Source organism: Paraburkholderia sp. J11-2, from assembly GCF_905220185.1.
Taxonomy (GTDB): Bacteria; Pseudomonadota; Gammaproteobacteria; order Burkholderiales; family Burkholderiaceae; genus Paraburkholderia.
The window spans coordinates 13,300-32,551 of record NZ_CAJMYY010000013.1; the positions used below are offsets into that span (position 1 = coordinate 13,300).

General features: G+C 63.0%; 20 protein-coding genes. 11 read left to right on the top strand and 9 right to left on the bottom strand.

Features of this window, described 5'->3' with window-relative positions:
* Window positions 1-39 precede the first annotated feature (39 nt).
* From U5A57_RS19035 to U5A57_RS19045, 3 genes are all read left to right on the top strand, one after another.
* The gene (locus tag U5A57_RS19035) at window positions 40-948 is read left to right on the top strand and encodes a LysR family transcriptional regulator (RefSeq protein WP_321913213.1); all 909 of its coding nucleotides are present in this window, start codon (window positions 40-42) and stop codon (window positions 946-948) included.
* Between the two features lie 110 nt (window positions 949-1,058).
* On the top strand, window positions 1,059-1,460 hold the full coding sequence (locus U5A57_RS19040) for a hypothetical protein (protein WP_321913214.1): 402 nt from the start codon (window positions 1,059-1,061) through the stop codon (window positions 1,458-1,460).
* A gap of 123 nt (window positions 1,461-1,583) precedes the next feature.
* Window positions 1,584-1,976 (top strand): OsmC family protein, encoded by a 393-nt coding sequence (locus U5A57_RS19045; protein ID WP_321913215.1) that lies wholly within the window; start codon window positions 1,584-1,586, stop codon window positions 1,974-1,976.
* Between the two features lie 5 nt (window positions 1,977-1,981).
* On the opposite strand, the gene U5A57_RS19050 is transcribed toward U5A57_RS19045, so the two are convergent.
* Window positions 1,982-2,896 (bottom strand): LysR family transcriptional regulator, encoded by a 915-nt coding sequence (locus U5A57_RS19050; RefSeq protein ID WP_321913216.1) that lies wholly within the window; start codon window positions 2,894-2,896, stop codon window positions 1,982-1,984.
* A gap of 120 nt (window positions 2,897-3,016) precedes the next feature.
* Between U5A57_RS19050 and U5A57_RS19055 the strand changes: the two genes are divergently transcribed.
* The 3 genes from U5A57_RS19055 (at window position 3,017) to U5A57_RS19065 (ending at window position 5,094) form a co-directional block, all read left to right on the top strand.
* The gene (locus U5A57_RS19055) at window positions 3,017-3,538 is read left to right on the top strand and encodes an SRPBCC domain-containing protein (RefSeq protein WP_321913217.1); all 522 of its coding nucleotides are present in this window, start codon (window positions 3,017-3,019) and stop codon (window positions 3,536-3,538) included.
* The gene (locus U5A57_RS19060; protein ID WP_321913218.1) at window positions 3,535-4,548 is read left to right on the top strand and encodes an NAD(P)-dependent alcohol dehydrogenase; all 1,014 of its coding nucleotides are present in this window, start codon (window positions 3,535-3,537) and stop codon (window positions 4,546-4,548) included. The genes U5A57_RS19055 and U5A57_RS19060 overlap by 4 nt, the downstream gene beginning before the upstream one ends.
* Before the next feature lie 234 nt (window positions 4,549-4,782).
* Entirely contained in the window at window positions 4,783-5,094 is a 312-nt protein-coding gene (locus U5A57_RS19065) for a high-potential iron-sulfur protein (RefSeq protein ID WP_321913219.1), read from the top strand.
* A 323-nt stretch (window positions 5,095-5,417) separates the two neighbouring features.
* Here the strand turns inward: U5A57_RS19065 and U5A57_RS19070 are convergent, their stop codons facing one another.
* Complete coding sequence (locus U5A57_RS19070; protein ID WP_321913220.1) at window positions 5,418-7,610, bottom strand: glycoside hydrolase family 28 protein; 2,193 nt, start codon at window positions 7,608-7,610, stop codon at window positions 5,418-5,420.
* Between the two features lie 911 nt (window positions 7,611-8,521).
* Here U5A57_RS19070 and U5A57_RS19075 point away from each other — a divergent pair.
* Window positions 8,522-8,833: a DUF4148 domain-containing protein gene (locus U5A57_RS19075; protein ID WP_321913221.1), complete on the top strand. Its 312-nt coding sequence runs from the start codon at window positions 8,522-8,524 to the stop codon at window positions 8,831-8,833.
* A gap of 93 nt (window positions 8,834-8,926) precedes the next feature.
* Here the strand turns inward: U5A57_RS19075 and U5A57_RS19080 are convergent, their stop codons facing one another.
* A complete protein-coding gene (locus U5A57_RS19080; RefSeq protein ID WP_321913222.1) occupies window positions 8,927-9,547 on the bottom strand; it encodes a potassium channel family protein in 621 nt (206 codons plus the stop codon).
* Window positions 9,548-9,913: 366 nt separating this feature from the next.
* On the opposite strand from U5A57_RS19080, the gene U5A57_RS41690 reads away from it, so the two are divergent.
* The gene (locus tag U5A57_RS41690; RefSeq protein ID WP_415774064.1) at window positions 9,914-10,321 is read left to right on the top strand and encodes a GFA family protein; all 408 of its coding nucleotides are present in this window, start codon (window positions 9,914-9,916) and stop codon (window positions 10,319-10,321) included.
* 66 nt (window positions 10,322-10,387) lie between these two features.
* On the opposite strand, the gene U5A57_RS19085 is transcribed toward U5A57_RS41690, so the two are convergent.
* On the bottom strand, window positions 10,388-11,272 hold the full coding sequence (locus tag U5A57_RS19085; protein ID WP_321913223.1) for a helix-turn-helix domain-containing GNAT family N-acetyltransferase: 885 nt from the start codon (window positions 11,270-11,272) through the stop codon (window positions 10,388-10,390).
* Window positions 11,273-11,409: 137 nt separating this feature from the next.
* Window positions 11,410-12,855, bottom strand: coding sequence for a DEAD/DEAH box helicase (locus U5A57_RS19090; RefSeq protein WP_321913224.1), 1,446 nt, complete (start codon window positions 12,853-12,855; stop codon window positions 11,410-11,412).
* A gap of 386 nt (window positions 12,856-13,241) precedes the next feature.
* Here U5A57_RS19090 and U5A57_RS19095 point away from each other — a divergent pair, with 386 nt between their 5' ends.
* Complete coding sequence (locus U5A57_RS19095) at window positions 13,242-13,811, top strand: YdeI/OmpD-associated family protein (RefSeq protein ID WP_321913225.1); 570 nt, start codon at window positions 13,242-13,244, stop codon at window positions 13,809-13,811.
* An 88-nt stretch (window positions 13,812-13,899) separates the two neighbouring features.
* Here U5A57_RS19095 and U5A57_RS19100 read toward each other — a convergent pair whose 3' ends face one another.
* From U5A57_RS19100 to U5A57_RS19115, 4 genes are all read right to left on the bottom strand, one after another.
* Window positions 13,900-14,802 carry a DMT family transporter gene (locus tag U5A57_RS19100; RefSeq protein WP_321913226.1) on the bottom strand — a complete coding sequence of 301 codons (903 nt, stop codon included), beginning with the start codon at window positions 14,800-14,802 and terminating at the stop codon, window positions 13,900-13,902.
* Between the two features lie 233 nt (window positions 14,803-15,035).
* Window positions 15,036-15,410: a VOC family protein gene (locus U5A57_RS19105; RefSeq protein ID WP_321913227.1), complete on the bottom strand. Its 375-nt coding sequence runs from the start codon at window positions 15,408-15,410 to the stop codon at window positions 15,036-15,038.
* Between the two features lie 32 nt (window positions 15,411-15,442).
* Window positions 15,443-16,165, bottom strand: a complete 723-nt coding sequence (locus U5A57_RS19110) for a YafY family protein (protein ID WP_321913228.1) — start codon at window positions 16,163-16,165, stop codon at window positions 15,443-15,445.
* Window positions 16,166-16,259: 94 nt separating this feature from the next.
* The gene (locus tag U5A57_RS19115) at window positions 16,260-17,201 is read right to left on the bottom strand and encodes a LysR family transcriptional regulator (RefSeq protein WP_321913229.1); all 942 of its coding nucleotides are present in this window, start codon (window positions 17,199-17,201) and stop codon (window positions 16,260-16,262) included.
* Here U5A57_RS19115 and U5A57_RS19120 point away from each other — a divergent pair.
* Both U5A57_RS19120 and U5A57_RS19125 read left to right on the top strand, forming a co-directional pair.
* A complete protein-coding gene (locus U5A57_RS19120; RefSeq protein WP_321913230.1) occupies window positions 17,157-18,104 on the top strand; it encodes a gamma-glutamyl-gamma-aminobutyrate hydrolase family protein in 948 nt (315 codons plus the stop codon). The genes U5A57_RS19115 and U5A57_RS19120 overlap by 45 nt on opposite strands.
* A 38-nt stretch (window positions 18,105-18,142) precedes the next feature.
* Entirely contained in the window at window positions 18,143-19,246 is a 1,104-nt protein-coding gene (locus tag U5A57_RS19125; RefSeq protein WP_321913231.1) for a M14 family metallopeptidase, read from the top strand.
* Window positions 19,247-19,252 lie beyond the last annotated feature (6 nt).

Here is a 19,252-nt window from a genome sequence, read left to right on the forward strand (position 1 = left end):
ATGGGGTTGCCATATTCAATACCTATACCGGAGCGTCGTATGGAGCTACGTCACCTGCGCTACTTCCTCGCGGTTTGCGAAGAGCGCCAGTTCACGCGCGCGGCAGCGCGCCTTCACATGCAGCAGCCGCCGCTCTCGCAGCAAATCCAGGAGCTCGAGCAGGAGCTGGGCTTTGCGCTCTTCACGCGGCAGCCGCGCGGCGTGGAGCTGACCGCGCCGGGCGAGGCGTTCGCTGATTGCGCGCGCAACCTTCTGCGTACGCTGGAGCAGGGCGTCACGCATGCGCGGCGCGTGGCGCTCGGGCAGGTGGGCAAGCTTCATGTGGCGCTCACGAGTTCGGCCGCGTTTCATCCGCTAGCTCCAGCCGTGATCCGCGCGTATCGCGAAGGGCATCCCGACATCGCCATCGAGCTTAGCGAGATCAACGCGGCCGAGATCATCGAGATGATGATGAACGGGCATGTCGACGTCGCGATTCTGCGCAAGCCGATCGAGACGCCCGCTCAGTTGCGCTTCGAGCGCATCGACCAGGAGCACATGCTGCTCGTGCTGCCGGTGGGGCACAGGCTGGCGGGTCCGCGTGCGGTGTCGCTCAAGCGCCTCGCGGGCGAGCCGTTCATTTTCGTGCGGCGGCCAGGCGCGCCCGGCATGTACGCCGATTTCGTGCGCGCCTGCGAAGCCCAGGGCGTGGAGCTGCGCGTGGTCGACGAGGTGCCGCGCATGGTCACGGCAATCAATCTCGTGGCCGCGGGCGGCGGCGTGACGCTCGTGCCGGCTTCCATGCGGCGCTATCAGCAGGAGAGCGTGCGCTACTGCCGCGTGGCCGGGGACGAGGCGTTTCGCGCACCGCTTCATCTCGTGACCCAACCCTCCGTGCGCAATCCGGCGGTGGAGCGGTTTCGCGAAACGGTGTTTGCGTTTGTGGAGCGTTCGCGCGAGGGCGGCTGAGCCCTTCAAATATTTTTCTCTGTCCCCTTTCGAATTGCTTCGGCCTGCCGTTAACCCGTATGCCTCTATACGGGCGCCAGGTGCAATCACAAGAGCAACACGAATAAACAGTGGCAACGAGAATCATCGAAGGAGCGGCAGTGCGGGCCGCCGCCGGGCGCGAGACGCCCATCGCAGGCCGCCCGGCGGCGCTGCGCTTGCTCAGCACGCTGCGCAACCACAAATCCAGGCTGGTGCTGCTGGCCGTCGCGGCGGGCTGCGTCATCACGTTCGCGTCCTGGCTGGGCGGACAACTGCAGCCCGCGCTCGAGGCGCGTGAGCGCAACGAGCAGGCCGCCGAAGATCTGCACGAGCGCTTCGCTCCTTGCCTGCCCAATGCAGAGCGCAGCGCGAACTCGTGGTGCGGCGCTGTGAGGATTCCGCCGCCGCCTCCGCGGCCCGTTATGCCGCTTCCCCTGATCGCGGGTGCGCCCGCGGCTTTCTGCACGGCCAACGGCAGCCCGTCCTGCTGATCTACCGGGGTCACCTTCGAACGCGTAGCCGGGTGGCGCCGATACTGGTAGCCGCGCTTGTCTTTTTCGCGCGCCGCGTTGCGCTTACGCTTGGCTCCTTCGATACGGAACGGGGAGAGCGAAATGGTCAAGGCAACGAGGCGCGGTGAACCGTATTGCGTGGCGGTGAGCAACGGGCGCGTCGAACTGCACGCCGATACGCACAAGAATGGCCAGGGCGGCGCGGCCGGCATGCGTCCGCACGAACTGCTAGAAAGCGCTCTGGCGGCTTGCGTGTGCATTTCGATCGAGATGGCGGCGGCGCGCGCGGGCGTGAGCGTGCCGAAGCCGACTGTCGAGGTGGATGTCGAGCGCAGCGACGAAGCAACCTGTTTTCGCGTTGCCGTGCACTGCGAAGCGCCATTCGCCGAAGCGGCGCGCGAGATCGTGCTAGCGGCCGTGGCGCAATCGCCGGTGGCGCAGACCTTGGGGCGCGCAGTGCGGGTGGAGTTGGGGGAGGTGGGCGCCGATATGTGACGGCATCACCGGGGCGTCGCGCCCGCCAACGCCTCACATGTCTCGAACAACAGCGCGCGCACCCACTGATGCCCGGGTGAGCGATGCGTGCGCTCGTGCCATGCGAGCGTCTTGGTGAACCCCGGGATCTCGAGCGGCGGATCGATCACGGCGAGCCCTTGCGCGCTTCCCCTTGCATCCTTCACGAGCCGCGACGGCACGACCGCAATCAGATCGCTCGTCAGCAAAATGTCGGGCAGCACGAGAAAGCTGTTCACCGACACCGTGACGCGGCGCGCGCGCCCCACGCGCGCCAGCGCCTCATCGGTCACACCGCTCAGGCTTGCGCCCGCATACGACACCAGCGCGTGATCGAGCGCGCAAAACCGCTCCAGCGTGAGGCGCCGCGCGGCAGCGGGGTGATCCACGCGCATCACGCACACGTAGCGCTCGTCGAAGAGGCGCCGCGCGTGCAAGTCGGCTGGCGTGCTTTCCGGCGTGATCAGGGCCATATCCACATCGCCGCTTTCCAGTTGCGCCTGCAGGCGCTCGTGCTGCACCGGCACGATCACGGCCCGCACGCCGGGCGCGCTTTCCCGCAGCCGCGCGAGAAACGGCACGACCACCGCGCGCAGCGCGTAGTCGGTCGAGGCGAGCGTGAGCGTCATCTCGGCCTCGGCCGGTGCGAAGGCCTGTGGCTGCAGCATCTGCTCGATTTCACTCAGCACCTGCTTGAGCGGCGCAGCCAGTTGCAGCGCGCGCTCGGTCGGCACGATGCCACGTTGCGAGCGTACGAACAGCGGATCGCCGAAACTCTCACGCAGACGCGTCAGCATCGCGCTCACGGCCGGCTGCGTGAGCGACAAGCGCTGCGCGGCGCGCGTGACGTTGCGTTCGTCGAGCAGGGCGTCGAGCGCCCGCAAGAGGTTCAGATCGAGCATTCTGATATCAACACGGTTTATGGTGAAAATAATGATCCGCGATTGGATTTATTTCAGCATAGCCCGCATGATGTCTCGTGTCCACCGCACCCAAACCGACAGCATCGAAAGGTAACGAACATGAACGAGATTTTCTGGCCCGAAGACTATTTGCCCGGCACGACCGACAACTTCTGTTCCAACGAAGTGATCGTCGCGGGCCTGTCCACCGCCGACGTCTGGCCGCTGCTCAACAAAGCGACCGCGTGGCCGAGCTATTACAGCAATTCCGCCGACGTCGGCTTTCACGACGGCCTGGGCCCCGAACTGAGCGCGGGCGCGCGCTTCCAATTCAAGACCTTCGGCTTTCCGGTACAGGCCAAAGTGACCGAGTACGCGCCGCCTGCAGCAGGCCAGCCCGCGCGCGTGGCGTGGCACGGCTGGGCCGAGGGCGACGAAGAAACGCGCCTCGACGTGATACACGCATGGCTCATCGAAGACCTTTCCGGCGGACGCGTGCGCGTACTCACGCAGGAATCGCAGAAGGGCAAGCCCGCCGTGGAGCTGGCGAAAACGCGCCCGAATCCGATGATCAACGGGCATCAGGACTGGCTCGACGGTCTCGTCGACGCCGCGCGCAAGGCCAAGGGAGCACGGTCATGAAGGCCGCCGTGCTGCGTGCGCCGGGTGGCCTCGACCAGATCGAGCTGCGCGATATCCCCGAGCCCGGCGCGCCCGCCGCCGGCGAGATCCGCGTGGAGCTGCATGCCACATCGCTCAATTTTCACGATCTGCTGGTGGCCAACGGCGCCATCCCCACAGCGGACGGACGCGTGCTGATGTCGGATGGCGCGGGCGTGGTGTCGGCCGTGGGCGCGGGCGTGACGGAGTTCAAGCGCGGCGACCACGTGGTGTCGTGCTTCTTTCCGCAATGGACGGACGGCGCGCCGTGGCAAGCCGTGGGCAACTTCGCGCAGACGCCCGGCGACGGCGCGGACGGCTTCGCGACCTTGCACGCCGTGCGGCCCGCGAGTGCCTTCACGCTCGCGCCGCGCGGCTGGACCCACGCGGAGGCCGCCACCATCACGACGGCGGGGCTCACGGCATGGCGCGCGCTGGTGGCCGACGGCGGCCTCAAGGCGGGCGACACTGTGCTGACGCTCGGCACCGGCGGCGTATCGATCGCGGCGCTGCAGATCGCGCGGATGATGGGCGCTTCGGTCATCGTCACTTCATCGTCGGACGACAAACTTGCACGTGCGAAAGCGCTGGGCGCCGACCACGTGGTCAACTACCGGCAGCACGAAAAGTGGGGCGCGCTCGTGCGCGACATCACAGGCGGCAAGGGCGTGGATCACGTGATCGAAGTCGGCGGGCCAGGCACGCTCGCGCAGTCGATCGACGCGGTGCGCGTGGGCGGCCATATCGCGCTGATCGGCGTGTTGACCGGACGCGAAGGCACCGTGCCGACCTCTGTACTGATGGCGAAACAGGCGCGCCTGCAAGGCTTGATCGTGGGCAGCCGGCGCCAGCAACAAGAGTACGTCGCGGCGCTCGACCAGGCCGGCATTCGCCCCGTGCTCGACCGCACGTTCGGGCTGGACGAACTGGCCGATGCGTTTCGTCATCAGCAGGCCGGGGCGCATTTCGGCAAAGTGTGCGCGGCGTGGTGAAGGCAATGCGGCGCCGTTTTGGCGCCGTACTGTTGATCGTCGTAAAAAGTGATTTGGATACCGAATTAATTGACGCGGTATGCGATGCGTAATGTTTCCGTTCTTTACAACGCAACACGAAGATATATAAATAAGTAGCACACGGAAATTCTGCGAACGAATCGGCCCAACAAGTCGATCGACAAATCGGCGAATAGCAAGAGCCGGGTACGTTCCATGCTCAGGAGCCCCACCATGCCGCTTTCCCGTCGTCGCTTCATGATCCTCGCCGCCTCCGTGGCTTCCACGGCAGTGCTTTCCAACGAATCACGCGCCGACGCGCCGGTGCTCTCCGAGAGCGATCCGACCGCCATGGCGCTCGGCTACAAAGCCGACGCGAGCAAAGTCGACAAGACGAAGTTCCCGCAGTTCCAGGTCGGGCAGACCTGTGCGAACTGTCAGTTGTATCAGGGCAAGCCGGGCGCACCGAATGGCCCGTGCGCGACCTATGGCGGCAAGATCGTCGACGCCAAAGGCTGGTGCGGCGCCTACGTGAAGAAGGCTTGACTTATGCGCCGCGAGGAGCACGCTGCAAGCAGTTGATCAATGCGTTTCAGGAGGCGCCATGAAGGCGGTGTGCCCGCTGCACGGGCCAACGACCATCGTCGGTACAAACGCTTACGGGTTTCCGGTTTATGCGTGTTGCCGCGACGACATTCCCTTTGTCATGCCACCGGACGCCTGTACGCGCGAGCCGGTTCAATCGGGGGATGAGCCGAAGCGCCAACCCCGGCAGCCAACGACCGGCAAGGAACCACACTGACGACCGGCGTTGACTGCGCGAACGCCACGCACACGAACGCGGTTGCCCGCGTCCGTGTGCGTTGGCATCAGGTTGCCGGTGCCGTCAGCGACGTGTTGTACGTGGTGCCTGCGATCACCACGTTGGTCAGCGTAATGCCGCTCACATTGCTCGCGAAGACCGGACCCGGCGCGGCCGACGCGGACGTTGCTGGCGTGGTCGGCGCCGCGCCCGTGCACACCGGATTGCCGAGGTTGCAGTTCGAGATCGTGACGCCGCTGATCGGACTCACGGTCGGCACCGGCAGCGGACCGTTGTAATCGACGGCCTCGGGGCCCTGCATGACGAGCGCCTGGAAGCACGAGTTCGACCCGGCCGCGAAGCCCGAAGGCATCGAGTACGACACCGCGCCCGAGACGTTGCTCGCGTTCACGTTCGTGATGTTGATGTTGCTGATCACGGACGGACTCCAGCGTACTGCGTCGCCGGACGGGCTGTAATCGCAGTCGAACGTGATCAGGCCGCCCTGGCCCGTGGACGGGTTCGTCGCGAGACCGGTCGTTCCGGTACCCGTGATCTTGCTGATCGCGGCGCCGAGCGACCCGCCGCCGTACTTGCCGGCAAGGTTCACGCCGTTGGACAGCGTCACTCCGTTGATCCACACGTTGTTGATGAACCCGCCGCGGTTCATGTTGCTCTTGAACCGCAGCGCGATATTCAGCGGATTGCTCGCCCAGTTCTCGTTTTGCATCGTCAGGTTGCGAGCATAGACGTTGCGCACGCCCGCGCTCATTTCACTGCCGATCGTCAGACCGCCGTGCCCGCTTTGCATCGTGCAGTTTTGCACGACGATGTTCTGCATCGGGCCGTACTCGGTGTCGAGGTACTTGCCGGACTTGATCGCGATGCAGTCGTCACCGGTGTTGAACTGAACGTTCTGCACCAGCACGTGGTTGCACGCGTCCGGATCGAAGCCGTCGTTGTTCGGCCCGACGCTGTCGGCGAACACGCCGTCGATCACCACGTTCGTGCAGTCGGTGGGGTGGTGTTGCCAGAACGGCGTGTTCTGCGTGTGATAGTTCTGCAAATACACATTTGTGCAGCCGATGAACTCGATCATGCACGGACGCAGATAGTGACCGTTGCCGAAAATGCGGTTCTCGACCGGCACGCGCAATTCGGAAAGCGCGGGCAGATAGTTCTGGTCCTGGTTCCAGCCCGTGCCCGTGAGCAGGCCCATTAGGGTAGTCGTCGTTCCGTACTGATTCGTGAAGGAGACGTTGGCCTGCGGGTTCTGGATTTGCGCGGCGGGGAGGCTGGTGAGCGCGACGTTGTTCGGATTCGCATAAGCCTGCGAGGGCGTTGACGAGCCCGCGCAACCGTACGTGTTGCTGCTTCCCTTGTAGGTCCACCAGCAGGAGGTTGGCGCCTGGGTGCTGGGTTGCATGGGCGTCATCGCCTGACCGTTCAGCACGCAGGTGTTGTCGTCGGCGGTGACGGCAATGTTGGTCTGGCGGAAGGCGTAAATCGGCGAGCCGAAATTCAGGCAGTCGTTCGCCTGCCAGCGCGTGTGGTACAGATTGCCGTTCGCCGTCTTGTACGGGCCATTCTTCGCGTAGTCCGCCGGGTTCGGACTGAAATAGATCGTGCAGCCCGACTCCAGGTGGAGATTCACATGGCTCAGCAGCACGATCGGGCCGCCGCAATACCAGTTGCCGGCCGGGATCACCACGCGGCCGCCACCGGCGCGGCTCGCGTCGACGATTGCGGTGTTGAATGCGCTGCACGAGTCGTATTGCGTGCCCGTGTAGTCGCACGGGACCATCACGCCGGAGCCCGGGCTTTGCAGGTCGCTGGTCGGATGCGCGGTCTGCTCCGTGCCGCCCGTCACCCATGGAATCTTGCCGCTCGGCCATGCGGTCGACGTGATCAGCGCGGAGGCGGGGAGCGTGCGCGCGCCGTAGCTCGTCACGTGAAATTCGGCGCGGTTGAACAGCGAGCGATCGACGTGAGCGAGCCTCCTGATGATGGCCGTGGCCTGGCCGTCCGGGCCCCAGATCGGGTCGCCGGCGGCGTGGCCGGGCGGCTGAGGAAGGTGCCCGCCGAAGGTGGCAGGCGTGGGGAACATGGAGTCTGCTGCTGCCGCACCGCGGCTGGCCGCGAGCAGGCTTGCGCCTGCGGACGCGCCGGCAAAGGCCATGAACGCGCGCCGTTTGGGCGAGGCGGGGGCGTTGGTGCAGCCTTCGGAGAGCAGGGGATCGTCTTTGCCTTGTGTTGTCATTTGGTTCGTTATCCTATGTTATCTCGCTGATTTATTTCGCTGACAGGGTGGCTGGACTTCGGCGGCCTTTGGGCCGCGTGACGACGCTATTGCGAACGGGAGAGGCACGGTTACAGCGAAGAGAGATCGAACAGGAGCGGCTGGCCGATCACCATGGATATTGTTGTCAGACGACATCGAAATCGTCAATCAGATTTATCTAGGTGATGAACCTGGTGCTTCCAGTTGTCGCGCATATCTACCGCTAGCTTACGGGCGTTGGGAATTTGTCTGACGAGCGGGGTGGGGTTCTCTGATGCAACGCGGGCGGCGTTGTTTGGTGTGAAGGTGTGTTGGGTATTTGTAATGGAGGCAAAGCCGATGTTGAAGTTTGCGACGCATAAGGACAGGCAACGAGTGCGTGCGGTCTTTCGGCGTTCGAACGAGCCAGCGGCGTTAGTTGATGACGAAGCCCGCCTGCGATTGTCCGGGGCGGCGATGATTGTCTGTTAATTTGGATTCCTGATTGGTGAATTCGCACGCGCATCGGCTTGGCCGGGCGAGAACACCATCGGTTGCGGCCCAATGCGGAGCGGCGAAAGCGTGGCGGTGAGCCTGCAGGGCGCACAATCGTCATTTGGCAGCCCGCTGTCTCCAGTCGGCTTCGGGCCTCGAACGCCACCCCCGGCGCTCCCGGTCCGTCAAAATAAGGGAACCGAACGGTCGACTCTTTCATATACTGCTCGTAACAACAGTCTGATTGCATTCGACCTGCTCGCTGCCGACGCAGGTGCAATTCAGGAGAAGCCGCGATCGACGCCGGCCGCCTCACTACGCGTCGCCACGCTAATGCAATCTATGCGCGGAAGTCGAGTGCGACCGGCGGCGTTGCGCCGCGTGAGTCGTGCCTATCGGACGCGTGGAGATACGCTATGAAAACCCTCCCGAGAAACTGCGCGACGCTTGCTGCATTGGCGCTCATGCTGATGGGGTGCGTCACCGCAGGCGCGCCACAAAGCGGGCCGCATCTGAGCCCTACGGAGTGCCGTGACCTGGCCGCGCTGAAAAGCAACCCGTCGCCAACGAAGGCGCAACGCCAAAGCGAGCTTTCGGCGTTGAGGAAGGCGGGCTACGACCCGGCGCCCTGGAACGACGACCCAAACTACCCGGATGATCTACACGCGGCGCAGCGGCTGGTCGACCACTGGTTCCAGACGGATTGCCAACAGGTTCAACCCGGGTGAGATGCCCCGGCGGCCCTGCGGACCTCCTCGCACCTGGCGAGCAGCAACCGTGCGCGCCGGCAATCACGCAGGCACGACTGAACGTCGCGCTGCCTATGATTTGCCGTCGGTATAACTCTCTCGCGGAGGGTACACACCGGCGAGGCGCGCGATCAGGATCGCGACGAACAAGCTGCCGGTGATCTGTTCCACCATGCACATGCCGCGCGCCGGGCGCGTGAGTGGCGTGATGTCGCCGAAGCCGGTGCTTGTGAGGACGGTGATGCTGAAGTAAAGCGCGTCGGCATAAACGAGCCGCCCCGATTGTCCGACGATCATGTATGACTTCGGATAGAAGAATCCGATGCTCGCGTATATGTACGCCCAAAGCACGCCAATCAACAGATATGCCGCCGCCGCGCCAAACAACTTGTCAGGCGTCATGATCCTGGGCTGGAAAACGTAGCGCAGAAGATAGGCAACCGTGATGGAATAGAGCACTGCGCAGAACAACCAGGATACGGCAAGGCTGCTATCGTCGTCGTGCCAAAGGCCGAGGTACTGGAACCACATGGCCGGAATGGCAAGCAAAAGCGCAATCGCAAACGACAGTGTCGTGCGTCCGACCGCTGCCACGGTTGCGATCAGAAGAAACATATTGACGACGTTCAGGAACAGGCGGCCACTATCGCTCGCCGGGACAAACGAAACCGCGCCGATGAGCGCGAGCAGCACGACAAACAGCCAGAAACAGCGCTGGTAGAAAATGCGAGACAGCGCTTCGCGCGTGGTATGGAAGGCCATGATGTTCTCCCCTGGGTTCGCGCATGTCTCGGCCAGACCCGCCGGGCCGCGTGTGACGGAAGTATAGAGCGGTAGCACACGCAGCCGCGTTCGCCCGCGCTGGCGCGAGTCGACCCGTGGCGGACAGTCACGATTACCTTAACAGGACGTTCGCAAGGGTGAAACCGGCTATTTGCCTTGTAATGTGGGTGGCGTTACACTGCGCCCGCGCTGAGGCGGCGCCTGGTGGCAAGCCTCCAGTGAGGGATCTGCGAGATCCCGGTGAAAACGAGTTAGGGCGAAGGAGGAAACAGTAACGTGACTGCTCCATTTTCCGGCGGCTGTGCATGCGGATCGATCCGTTACGTATGCTCGCGCGCGCCAATTGCGACGTTAAACTGCCACTGTCTGGACTGCCAGCGCTCAAGCGGCGCTCCTTTTGCTTCCGGCTTCATCGTCCGGGTCTCGGACATGACGATCACGGGGACGCCGAAGACGTACTCGGTCCGCGCCGGCAGTGGCCGGCTCGCGACTCGCAGCTTTTGTTCCGATTGCGGCTCTCCTCTGTTCACCTATGGCGAGACTGCACCAGAAGTCATGTCCGTCCGTTTCCCTACGCTCGACAATTCGTCGGAGTTTCAGCCGATGGTGGATATCTGGACATCGAGCGCCCAACCGTGGGTTTGCCTTAGTCAGACAATTCCTCACTATCCTCAGTCGCCGTGATTCGCTCGCCGCTATCGTGCGATTGTGCGATTGTGCACGAGCAGCGCCCTATGTCGGCGAGGCCGTTCAAACCAGTCGCTTTTCAAACCAGTGATGGGCATAGGGTTCCGCGCTGAACGCATCGACTTCGATGTATCCGGATTGCCGGTATAGCGAAATCGCTTCGCGCAGAGCGCGGTTTGTCTCCAGGCGAATCACGCGCGCTTTGGCCTGCCGGGCACGCTTCTCCGCCTCGACAATCAACCGGCGGCCTACACCCAAACCACGGGCGGCGGGACTCACCCACATTCGCTTGAGTTCGGCCGGAGACTTCTTGTGAAACTTCAGCGCGACGCAGCCTATGGGGCTTCCATGGAGTCTCGCGACGATCAACGCGCCTTCCGGCGCCGTCAGTTCATGAGCATCTGCGGGCAGGCTCATGGACGGGTCGAATCCCGCCTCGAAGCGCTCGTTTAGCTCACCGAAGTATTGCTCAAAGCACCACTGCGCATCATCGCTATCCGGCTTCTCAAGCACGTATTGCACAAGGGATGCCTGTAGCAAACGCTCAACCTCAGACATGGCTGCGACCAGTCTGCGTCGCTGCTCATCGCTGAGCGGCTCGAGCGCACGTGAAGCGACGGCGTCGGAGAGCCGCTCGAGTTCGGCCCTTTCGGTGAGCCCTTGTGCAGTCAGGCAGGCCCGGCGTACGCGCCGGTCGTTCGGATGAGTGAGGACGGCAACAAGGTTTTGTCGCTCAAGAGACGCCAGGGTCCGGCTGACATAGCCTGAATCAAGGTTTAGCCGCGCGCGAAGCGCGCGAATGTCCGCACCGTCGACACCAATCTCCCATAGCAGGCGTGATTCACCCATCGGGCGGCCGCGTCCGAGGAAATGATCGTCGATGGCGCCGATGCTTTCGGCGACGATGCGGTTAAAGCGTCGAATCTGGAGAATGTCGGCTGCGCTCATATCTCTGACTTTAGTCAGGGATATGGCTCCCGTCAACATAGAGTCGATGCTGTGCTGTCCCCAAAGGACAGGCTCGGATGAATGCCGGCCGCGAACCGCCAGCCTGTTCCAGGGCTGACGTGACGCATCCCCACGGATCAGGGTTGGCGTTTGCCGCGGCCGCCCGCGGGTTTGCCAGCTGGCTTACGTGAACCCGCAGCCGGCTTGCTGGCGGGTTTGCCGCGTGGCTTTTGCACGCTGAATGGGCTACCGCTGGTCAGGCTCGTGCCTTTGCCCGCGGCCACCGTGCGCTGCGCTGCAGGCTTGGGTTTGTTTGCGCCATTTTGCGGGCGCGGTTTTTTGCCGGGCGCCTGCACGGCACCCGTCGCCGCTTGCGGCACTTTGGGCTTCTTGGGCTTTTTGGGTTTCTTGATGATCTGGCCCGTCGCGCTGGTTTCCGGCACGCGGTGTTCGGCTTCAAAGCCCGGCTCTTCTTCACGGCGCAGCGTTTGCCGGATCAGCGCTTCGATCGCGGCCAGTTGCGGCGCTTCATCGGCGCACACGAGGGACACCGCCACGCCGCTGGCGCCCGCGCGGCCGGTGCGGCCAATACGGTGCACATAGTCTTGCGCCACGATCGGCAGATCCACGTTGATCACGAGCGGCAGGTCGTCGATATCCAGCCCGCGCGCAGCCACGTCGGTGGCGACCAGCATCTGGACTTCGCGCGTCTTGAAGCGCTCCAGCGCCCGCAGACGCGCGGGTTGCGGTTTGTCGCCGTGGATGGTGTCGACCGCATAGCCCGCATCTTCCACCATGGCCGCCAGGTAATCCACGCCACTGCGGGTTTTGACGAACACCAGCGCGTGCTCCCAGTGGTTCTCGGCCACCAGGTGCATGAAGAGGTCGGGCTTGTTCCTTTTATCGACCGTCACCACCCACTGCTTGATTTTGCTGGCCGTTGCGTTGGGCGGGCTGACGCTGATATTGACCGGGCCGCGCAGAATGTTCGCCGCCATGGCGCGGATATCGTCGGTAAACGTGGCAGAGAACAGCAGCGTCTGGCGCTGAGCGGGCAAGGCGGCAAAAACGGCGTTGAGTTCGCGCGCAAAGCCCAGATCCAGCATGCGGTCGGCTTCGTCCAGCACCAGCGTTTGTACCTGATCAAACTGCACGGCGTTCTGTCGATTCAGGTCGAGCAAACGGCCCGGTGTGGCAACGAGCACATCCACGCCTTTGCGCAACTTCATCATCTGCGGGTTGATACTCACACCGCCGTAGGCGGCCAGAAGTCGTAAGTCGAGCCCTTTGCCGTAAGCCATGAAGCTCTGCAGCACCTGTTCAGCCAGTTCGCGCGTGGGCACCAGCACCAGAACGCGCGCGCGGTTGCTCGACACCGCCGGTCCGTGTTGCACCAGCCGTTGCAGCAGCGGCAGCGCAAACCCCGCCGTTTTGCCAGTGCCGGTTTGTGCCCCAGCCATGACGTCACGGCCACTGAGGACAGCAGGAATCGCCTTGGCCTGCACCGGCGTAGGTGTCTGGTAATTGAGGTCCTGCACATTGCGCAGCAAGGGATCGATCAGGCCAAGCGAGGCAAAAGACATTGGCGTATTCCGGGCTAAAACCGCAATTCTAGCGGTTACCGGCTGATCGCGCCGCGCTGGCAAGCTGTGCTACGAGGCGGCGATGCGCGGCACCGCCGACACCCGCTGCCCGAAACAAGGATGAAATCTTGTCGGGCCATTCGTTGTGGAAATAAGCAATCCTACTCATTTGCGAGTGCTATCGCTTCGTTTGCGTTAGCGAGACGCGACCCTCAGACTATTGCTGATCGATTTGAAACATCATGTCTTTGCTGTCCGGATTCCCGAAGGGTACACGCTGAATCGTCGATCAATCGGGTATTCCCAAATTCGCGCAAATCGGTAATCTGCGAGGTATTGGTGAACGAAAATGCCTCGCTGCCTGACTGCAACCATTCGGATCCTCCATGACTGAGCCTCGTCTGACGTTCCTTGACCAGAATGAATGGGAAAACTGGTTGACGCAAAACGGCGCGACCGCGACCGGGATCTGGCTTCGCCTCGCCAAAAAGGGTGCCGGGAAGCCAACCTTGACCTACGAACAGGCGCTGGAAAGCGCCCTTTGTCATGGCTGGATCGACGGCCAGAAACAGACAGAATGTGAAGCATACTGGTTGCAACGCTTCACCCGGCGCTCCGCGAAAAGTATCTGGTCCAAACTCAACAAAGACCGGGCCGAAGCGCTGATCGCGGCAGGCAGAATGCTTCCTTCGGGCTTGCGAGAAGTCGAGAAGGCCAAAGGGGATGGCCGTTGGGAGGCCGCCTATACCTCGGCCAGCAACTCGGTCGTGCCGGACGACCTGCAGGCCGCACTGGATGCCAATCCCAAGGCCAGCGCGTTCTTTGCGACGCTGAGCGGCCGAAACCGCTACGCCATCCTGTTTCGGATACAGAATGCCAAAAAGCCCGCAACACGGGTGCGCAAGATCGAGGAGTTCATCGGCATGCTGAATCGCGGCGAAACCATTCATCCCTAGACGCGCATGATCGGCCGTTACGAAAATCCGGCTGAGCGTCGGGTTCTGGCCGCACGGAGAAGCCGCGAGGTTGCAAAAGACCGCTGCATCACGCAAGCGGACCCTCGGTATCCTTCCTGCTTACGGCGACGGCAATTGCACTACCGACAATCAACGCTATTCCGAAGAGGGACAGCGGTTGCATCGTCTCATGCCACACGATGTAACCGAACACCGCCGCCCACACGATGCTTGTGTAGTTGTAGGGTGCGAGTCTGCCTGCGTCCGCCTGACGAAAAGCCACCGTCATTAAAAGTTGCCCGGCTGTCGCGAAGGCTCCGAGAATTGCCATAATCAGCAGCGAACTGGCGGACGGTGTTCGCCAGCTGAATAGAAGTGTGCATCCGGTAACGACCGTTCCCACCATGGTGAAGAAGAGAACTGTCGTCTCCGAGTCGTCGGTAGAGCGAATGCGCTTTATCTGCAAGATGGACAACGCGCCAAAGACCGCGCTCAGTAGAAGGAAAGCCGGGCCGAGCCAGCTCGACTGCCCACCGCCCGGACGCACCACGAGCAGCACGCCCAGGAATCCAACGATCGCTGCCGCTATCGAACGCAGCGTCAAGCGTTCTCGCAGAATCAACGGTGCGAGGAGAATAACGATCAACGTCTCGGAATAGGCAAGCGCTACCGCTTCACCCAAGGGGACGTAAGGCAATCCCGCGAAGAAAAGGCCCGATGCGCCCAGAAGCATCAACGCCCGCACGGTTTGCCCTCCAAGATCGACATTTGCCAGTCGCCTGGTCAGGGAAACAGGTCCCACACAGCACATCATCACCGCGGGGACCAAGCCGAACAGCATCCGAAAGAACGTCACCTCATTGGCTGGATATTGCAGCGCAACCGTCTTCGCCAGCGCGTCCACCACAGCAAAGCAGAACATGGACGCGAGTATGCTGCTGATGCTGCTCAGGGGAAGGGCGTTGGCGGACGTTGCGCTGGAAGATGACATGACCTGCCGCATTAGACGTGAATCCTGGCATGATCTCATAGGCTTGGTGAGAGCCAGGCCGAAAATCATGGCCATGTGTGCACTATCGCGACCGACCGGTCAACGAGAGATGCGACTTGCGTGATTGTCGGCTCTGCCGGTCGAGGAGACGCGCCGCATTCACCCGCCGCCTCTCATGCAAAAGTCATAACCCGCAACAGGGAAGCAGCGGGCCATCGGGAAGGCGGCTTTTCTCAACGCCCGGGGCGAGAAAACAGGTTGACGAGATTCCCATCCGGGTCGCGCAGCAGGAGCGAGCGATTGCCCCAAGGCATCAACGTCGTCGGCATCACGATGGTTGCTCCGGATGCATTCATCCGTTCGAACACCGCGTCAACGTCCTCCACTTCGAACTCCAGGATTGCCGATTGATTGGCTGCGGCAGTGGCGGCGCCGACATTGAATAGCTTGATCAGGTGCTCAGATGATATCGCCAGTGTAGAGCCCTCGAATCGCATTTCGGCGAACCCATCGGCCAGACGGACAGCCTCGATCCCGGAAAGCCTCTGATAGAACTCGACCAGCTTTTCGATATCCGTGGTCACAACGCGAACCGATGCGAACTTCATTTTGAACTCCTCGCCAAGAAAGGAGCTTCAGTCTACTGATCGATACTGTCAGATTCTGGCAGTATGGTGCGGCTGGCGGCCTGATTGCGCTTGCGCCACTCACGAAGCAGTGTGGAGCGCCTCTTTGGGCAGCGCTCCTCCATCTGCTCGACGCTCAAGATCCGATCCGAACGGAAATTCCGAAAATCGGCTCGCATCTCGCACCACGCCATCAGGACTCGCGCCTGGTCGAAATACACCAGGGCAAAAGGCCAAACGATACGCCGGGAGTGAATGCCAGCGCCGTCCACGTAAGTTATTTCGAGCTTTCGTTCCGCACGGACCGCGGCACGCAAAAGGTCCGGCGAGATTATGTGGGCCGGTCTCGTCAACGGCGCGCCGACCAGCAGCGAAGATTCCTCCAGTTCGCGGCGCAATTCAGCGGGCAGTACAGCGGCTATCTTCGCAAGCGTGCTGAGCGCGCCGGCCGATAGCGTCTTGTCGCCGCGATCGGCCACCCAGCGCATGCCAAGCACCAGGGCATCGAGTTCCTCCGAGCGGAACATGATGGGGGGAAGCATGAAGCCCGGTTTCATCACGTAGCCAATGCCTGGCTCCCCCTCGATCATGGCGCCTTGCGCCTGCAAACTGGCGATGTCCCGGTATAGCGTGCGGATGCTCACGCCGAGCTCGTCGGCGAGGGTCTGGCCGCTCACAGGGCGTCGATAACGACGTAACACTTGCAGGAGTTGAAGGAGACGTTCGGCACGGGACATAACTCAATCCGGATATCGATACTGAAGGAAATCGACGACGCGCCCCGTTGCTGCAGACCGAATGCATTGGGTTCACGTTCAATAAGCAATCGGCTCACGGCCCGCTGGCTTTAGCAGCGACAATGCGCGCGCCGACCCTGGAAAAACAGTCGGCAACAATCTCGAATGCCTGCTGCGCAGCGGGCACGAGCGTGCGCTCGGCGTGATGCACGATGCCGAGCGTCAGGTCCATGACCAATGGCGGATCGACGGCGAGCGCCACCGCATCGCCAGATTCCAGTTTCGAGACGATCGCGAGTTCGGTCAGGGCGACGATGGCGTCGCTCTTTTGCAGAATGCTGTGAACCGTGCCGACGTCGTCGGTCGTCACGGAGAAATAGTCGATGACAGGCGCATTCAGGCCATAAAGGTCGCCGAGGCGCCTGGCCAGCGAGGGTTCGACGTAACCGGCGGCAATGAGCGGATACGCGCGCATATCGTCGAAAGTCACCTTCCGGCGGCCCGCGAGCGGATGTCCGCGCCGGGCGAACCAGCCGAAGGTGCATGGGTACAACGCCATGACGCGCAAATCGGCGTGCTCGCGCGCAACGCGAATATCGCCGACAAAGAAGTCCAGGCGTTCGGCCAATAGCGCGGCCACCAGCCGTTCGGATGTTTCGATCACGCTATGCAATTTCACGCCGGGCGATGCGTTCATCAAGCCGAGCACGATGGGCTCGAGGAGAATGGGCGCGAGTGACGAACCCATTCCGAACGCGAGCGACCCCGATTCGCCCGACTGCATCAGCGCCAGCAGGCGCGCGCCTTCCTTTTCGTCGAGAATCATCCGCCGCGCGCGAGGCTCGTAGGCCTGTGCGTAGGGCGTCGGCCGCAGCCGGCGCTCGGTTCGGTCAAAGAGCGGCACGCCCAGCAGGTCTTCCATCGAGCGGATGCTGCGGGAAAGCGCGGGCTGGCTCAAATGAACGGCTTCAGCCGCGGCCGCAAGCGAGCCGTGGTCGAGCAAGGCGAGAAAGTGCCGGATCTGGCGGGTGTTCATTTCGTGGGTTCACTTGCAGAAACTGCATTGTATCCCCCAGAAATACGCAATGTACACAAGTCGCTGCGCTGCTTAGACTGCGCGGGCATTGACTCACTCTTCACGCCCATGCCTCTCGATACGACCCCAAGCCAGCGCCGTCCTGTTGTCGGCATCATCTCCGACAGCATCGAGCACTACGGGCATCGCGGGCATTCCGTCCTGCACGGCTACGTGCGTGCCGTTGCCACGATCGCGCGCGCGTTGCCCGTGCTGTTGCCGGCCTGCACCGAGGCACTGGACGGCGAGACGCTGGCCGCGACGCTCGACGGCATCGTGCTGACCGGCAGCCCTTCCAATGTCGCCGCCGAGCGCTATGGCGCTTCGCCGCTGCCGGAAACGACACGGCAGGACCGCTGGCGCGATGCAGCCGTTCTCGACGTGTTGCCGGACCTGATCGCGGCCGGCATCCCGACGCTCGGCATTTGCCGTGGCTTGCAGGAGCTCAATGTCATGTACGGGGGCACACTCGAGGCCGCGGTGCACGCGCAGCCTGGCCGGCTCGATCATCGCGAAGGCGATCACGACCGGCCTATCGAACGCTGGTACGACGACAGCCACGCTGTGCGGATCATGCGCGGCGGTGTGCTCGACCAGATCGGCACGAACCCGGTGGAGCAGGTGAATTCGCTGCATCACCAGGGAGTCGACCGCCTGGGCGCTGGGCTGCGCCCGGAGGCCGTCGCAACCGACGGACTGATCGAGGCGTTCTCGATTGGCTGCGTGCCGCAGTTTGCGCTGGCAGTTCAGTGGCACCCCGAGATGCGCATCGACGACAGCCCGCTGTCGCTCGCCATTTTCGAAGCCTTTGGTGCCGCCTGCCGTTCGCGCCGTGACGCGCGCGCACACAATGCGCGCGTTTGACGTGCGCCCGCGAGACACAGCAACCCCCTCATCGAATCATGTCGAACACTCAATTTCGCGCCCTGTTCAGTCGCAACTACGCTGAAGCGCGCGACAAATTCCTCAATGCCGCCACCGCACGCGGCCTCGCCGTCGACTCGCATGTCCTGCCGCTCGAAGGCAAAGATGGAGAAGTGCTCGCGACCGATGTCGTGCTCGACGGTCCGCGCGAGGCTGCGAAACTCGTGATCCTCATTAGCGGCGTGCACGGCGTGGAAGGCTATTGCGGTTCCGCGATCCAGACCGGCGTGCTCGGTCTCGGGCGTGTCGCCGACGCCGACACTGCCGTGCTGCATATCCATGCCATCAACCCGTACGGCTTTTCGCATTCACGTCGCGCGACACACGAGAACGTCGATCTGAACCGCAACTTCGTCGACTTCAGCACCGCGCAGCCGGTGAACGAACGCTACGCGCAAATCCACGACCTGCTGCTGCCGGCCACGTGGCCGCCCGCTGACGACAACGAATCGACGCTCGACCTGTTGCGCAGGCAATGGGGTGCCCGCGGCTTTCAGCGTGCAGTCGGACTGGGTCAGTACGTTTTCGCGGACGGTCTTCACTACGGCGGCGCCGAACCGGCGTGGAGCAATCGCACGTTTCGCCGGATTCTTCGCGAGTACGCCCAGCGTTGCCTTCGCATCGGCTCGATCGACATTCATACGGGCCTCGGTCCCTATGGCCACGGCGAGCGGATTTTCGCCTGTCTCGATGAAGGCGGCGCGTTGGCGCGCGCGCGCCGGTGGTGGGGCGACGATGTGACCTCGGTGAATCAGGGCACGTCGACCAGCATTCCGATGACCGGCCCGATTCAGTACGGACAGTTCGAAGCGTGCCCGCAGGCCGAGCACACCAATATCTGCCTGGAGTTCGGTACGCATCCGCCTTCGCTCGTGCTGCCCGCCATGCGCGCCGAGCACTGGCTGCACCGAAGCGGCGGCGCCGACGTGGCGCAGGCCGCGTCGATTCGTCAGGCGCTCAAGGACGCGTTCTATCCGCAGGCCGACGACTGGCAAGCCGCGATCTGGCAGCAGGGGCGCGACGTATTTCTGCAGACCGTGCGCGGTTTGCAGGAGCCAGCGAACGCGACCGAGGCCGGTTGACGCGCC

Coding starts and splice junctions, on each gene's coding strand:
- U5A57_RS19035 (WP_321913213.1), top strand. CDS start 40: ATGGAGCTACGTCACCTGCGCTACTTCCTCGCGGTTTGCGAAGAGCGC.
- U5A57_RS19045 (WP_321913215.1), top strand. CDS start 1,584: ATGGTCAAGGCAACGAGGCGCGGTGAACCGTATTGCGTGGCGGTGAGC.
- U5A57_RS19050 (WP_321913216.1), bottom strand. CDS start 2,896: ATGCTCGATCTGAACCTCTTGCGGGCGCTCGACGCCCTGCTCGACGAA.
- U5A57_RS19055 (WP_321913217.1), top strand. CDS start 3,017: ATGAACGAGATTTTCTGGCCCGAAGACTATTTGCCCGGCACGACCGAC.
- U5A57_RS19060 (WP_321913218.1), top strand. CDS start 3,535: ATGAAGGCCGCCGTGCTGCGTGCGCCGGGTGGCCTCGACCAGATCGAG.
- U5A57_RS19065 (WP_321913219.1), top strand. CDS start 4,783: ATGCCGCTTTCCCGTCGTCGCTTCATGATCCTCGCCGCCTCCGTGGCT.
- U5A57_RS19070 (WP_321913220.1), bottom strand. CDS start 7,610: ATGACAACACAAGGCAAAGACGATCCCCTGCTCTCCGAAGGCTGCACC.
- U5A57_RS19075 (WP_321913221.1), top strand. CDS start 8,522: ATGAAAACCCTCCCGAGAAACTGCGCGACGCTTGCTGCATTGGCGCTC.
- U5A57_RS19085 (WP_321913223.1), bottom strand. CDS start 11,272: ATGAGCGCAGCCGACATTCTCCAGATTCGACGCTTTAACCGCATCGTC.
- U5A57_RS19090 (WP_321913224.1), bottom strand. CDS start 12,855: ATGTCTTTTGCCTCGCTTGGCCTGATCGATCCCTTGCTGCGCAATGTG.
- U5A57_RS19095 (WP_321913225.1), top strand. CDS start 13,242: ATGACTGAGCCTCGTCTGACGTTCCTTGACCAGAATGAATGGGAAAAC.
- U5A57_RS19100 (WP_321913226.1), bottom strand. CDS start 14,802: ATGTCATCTTCCAGCGCAACGTCCGCCAACGCCCTTCCCCTGAGCAGC.
- U5A57_RS19105 (WP_321913227.1), bottom strand. CDS start 15,410: ATGAAGTTCGCATCGGTTCGCGTTGTGACCACGGATATCGAAAAGCTG.
- U5A57_RS19110 (WP_321913228.1), bottom strand. CDS start 16,165: ATGTCCCGTGCCGAACGTCTCCTTCAACTCCTGCAAGTGTTACGTCGT.
- U5A57_RS19115 (WP_321913229.1), bottom strand. CDS start 17,201: ATGAACACCCGCCAGATCCGGCACTTTCTCGCCTTGCTCGACCACGGC.
- U5A57_RS19125 (WP_321913231.1), top strand. CDS start 18,143: ATGTCGAACACTCAATTTCGCGCCCTGTTCAGTCGCAACTACGCTGAA.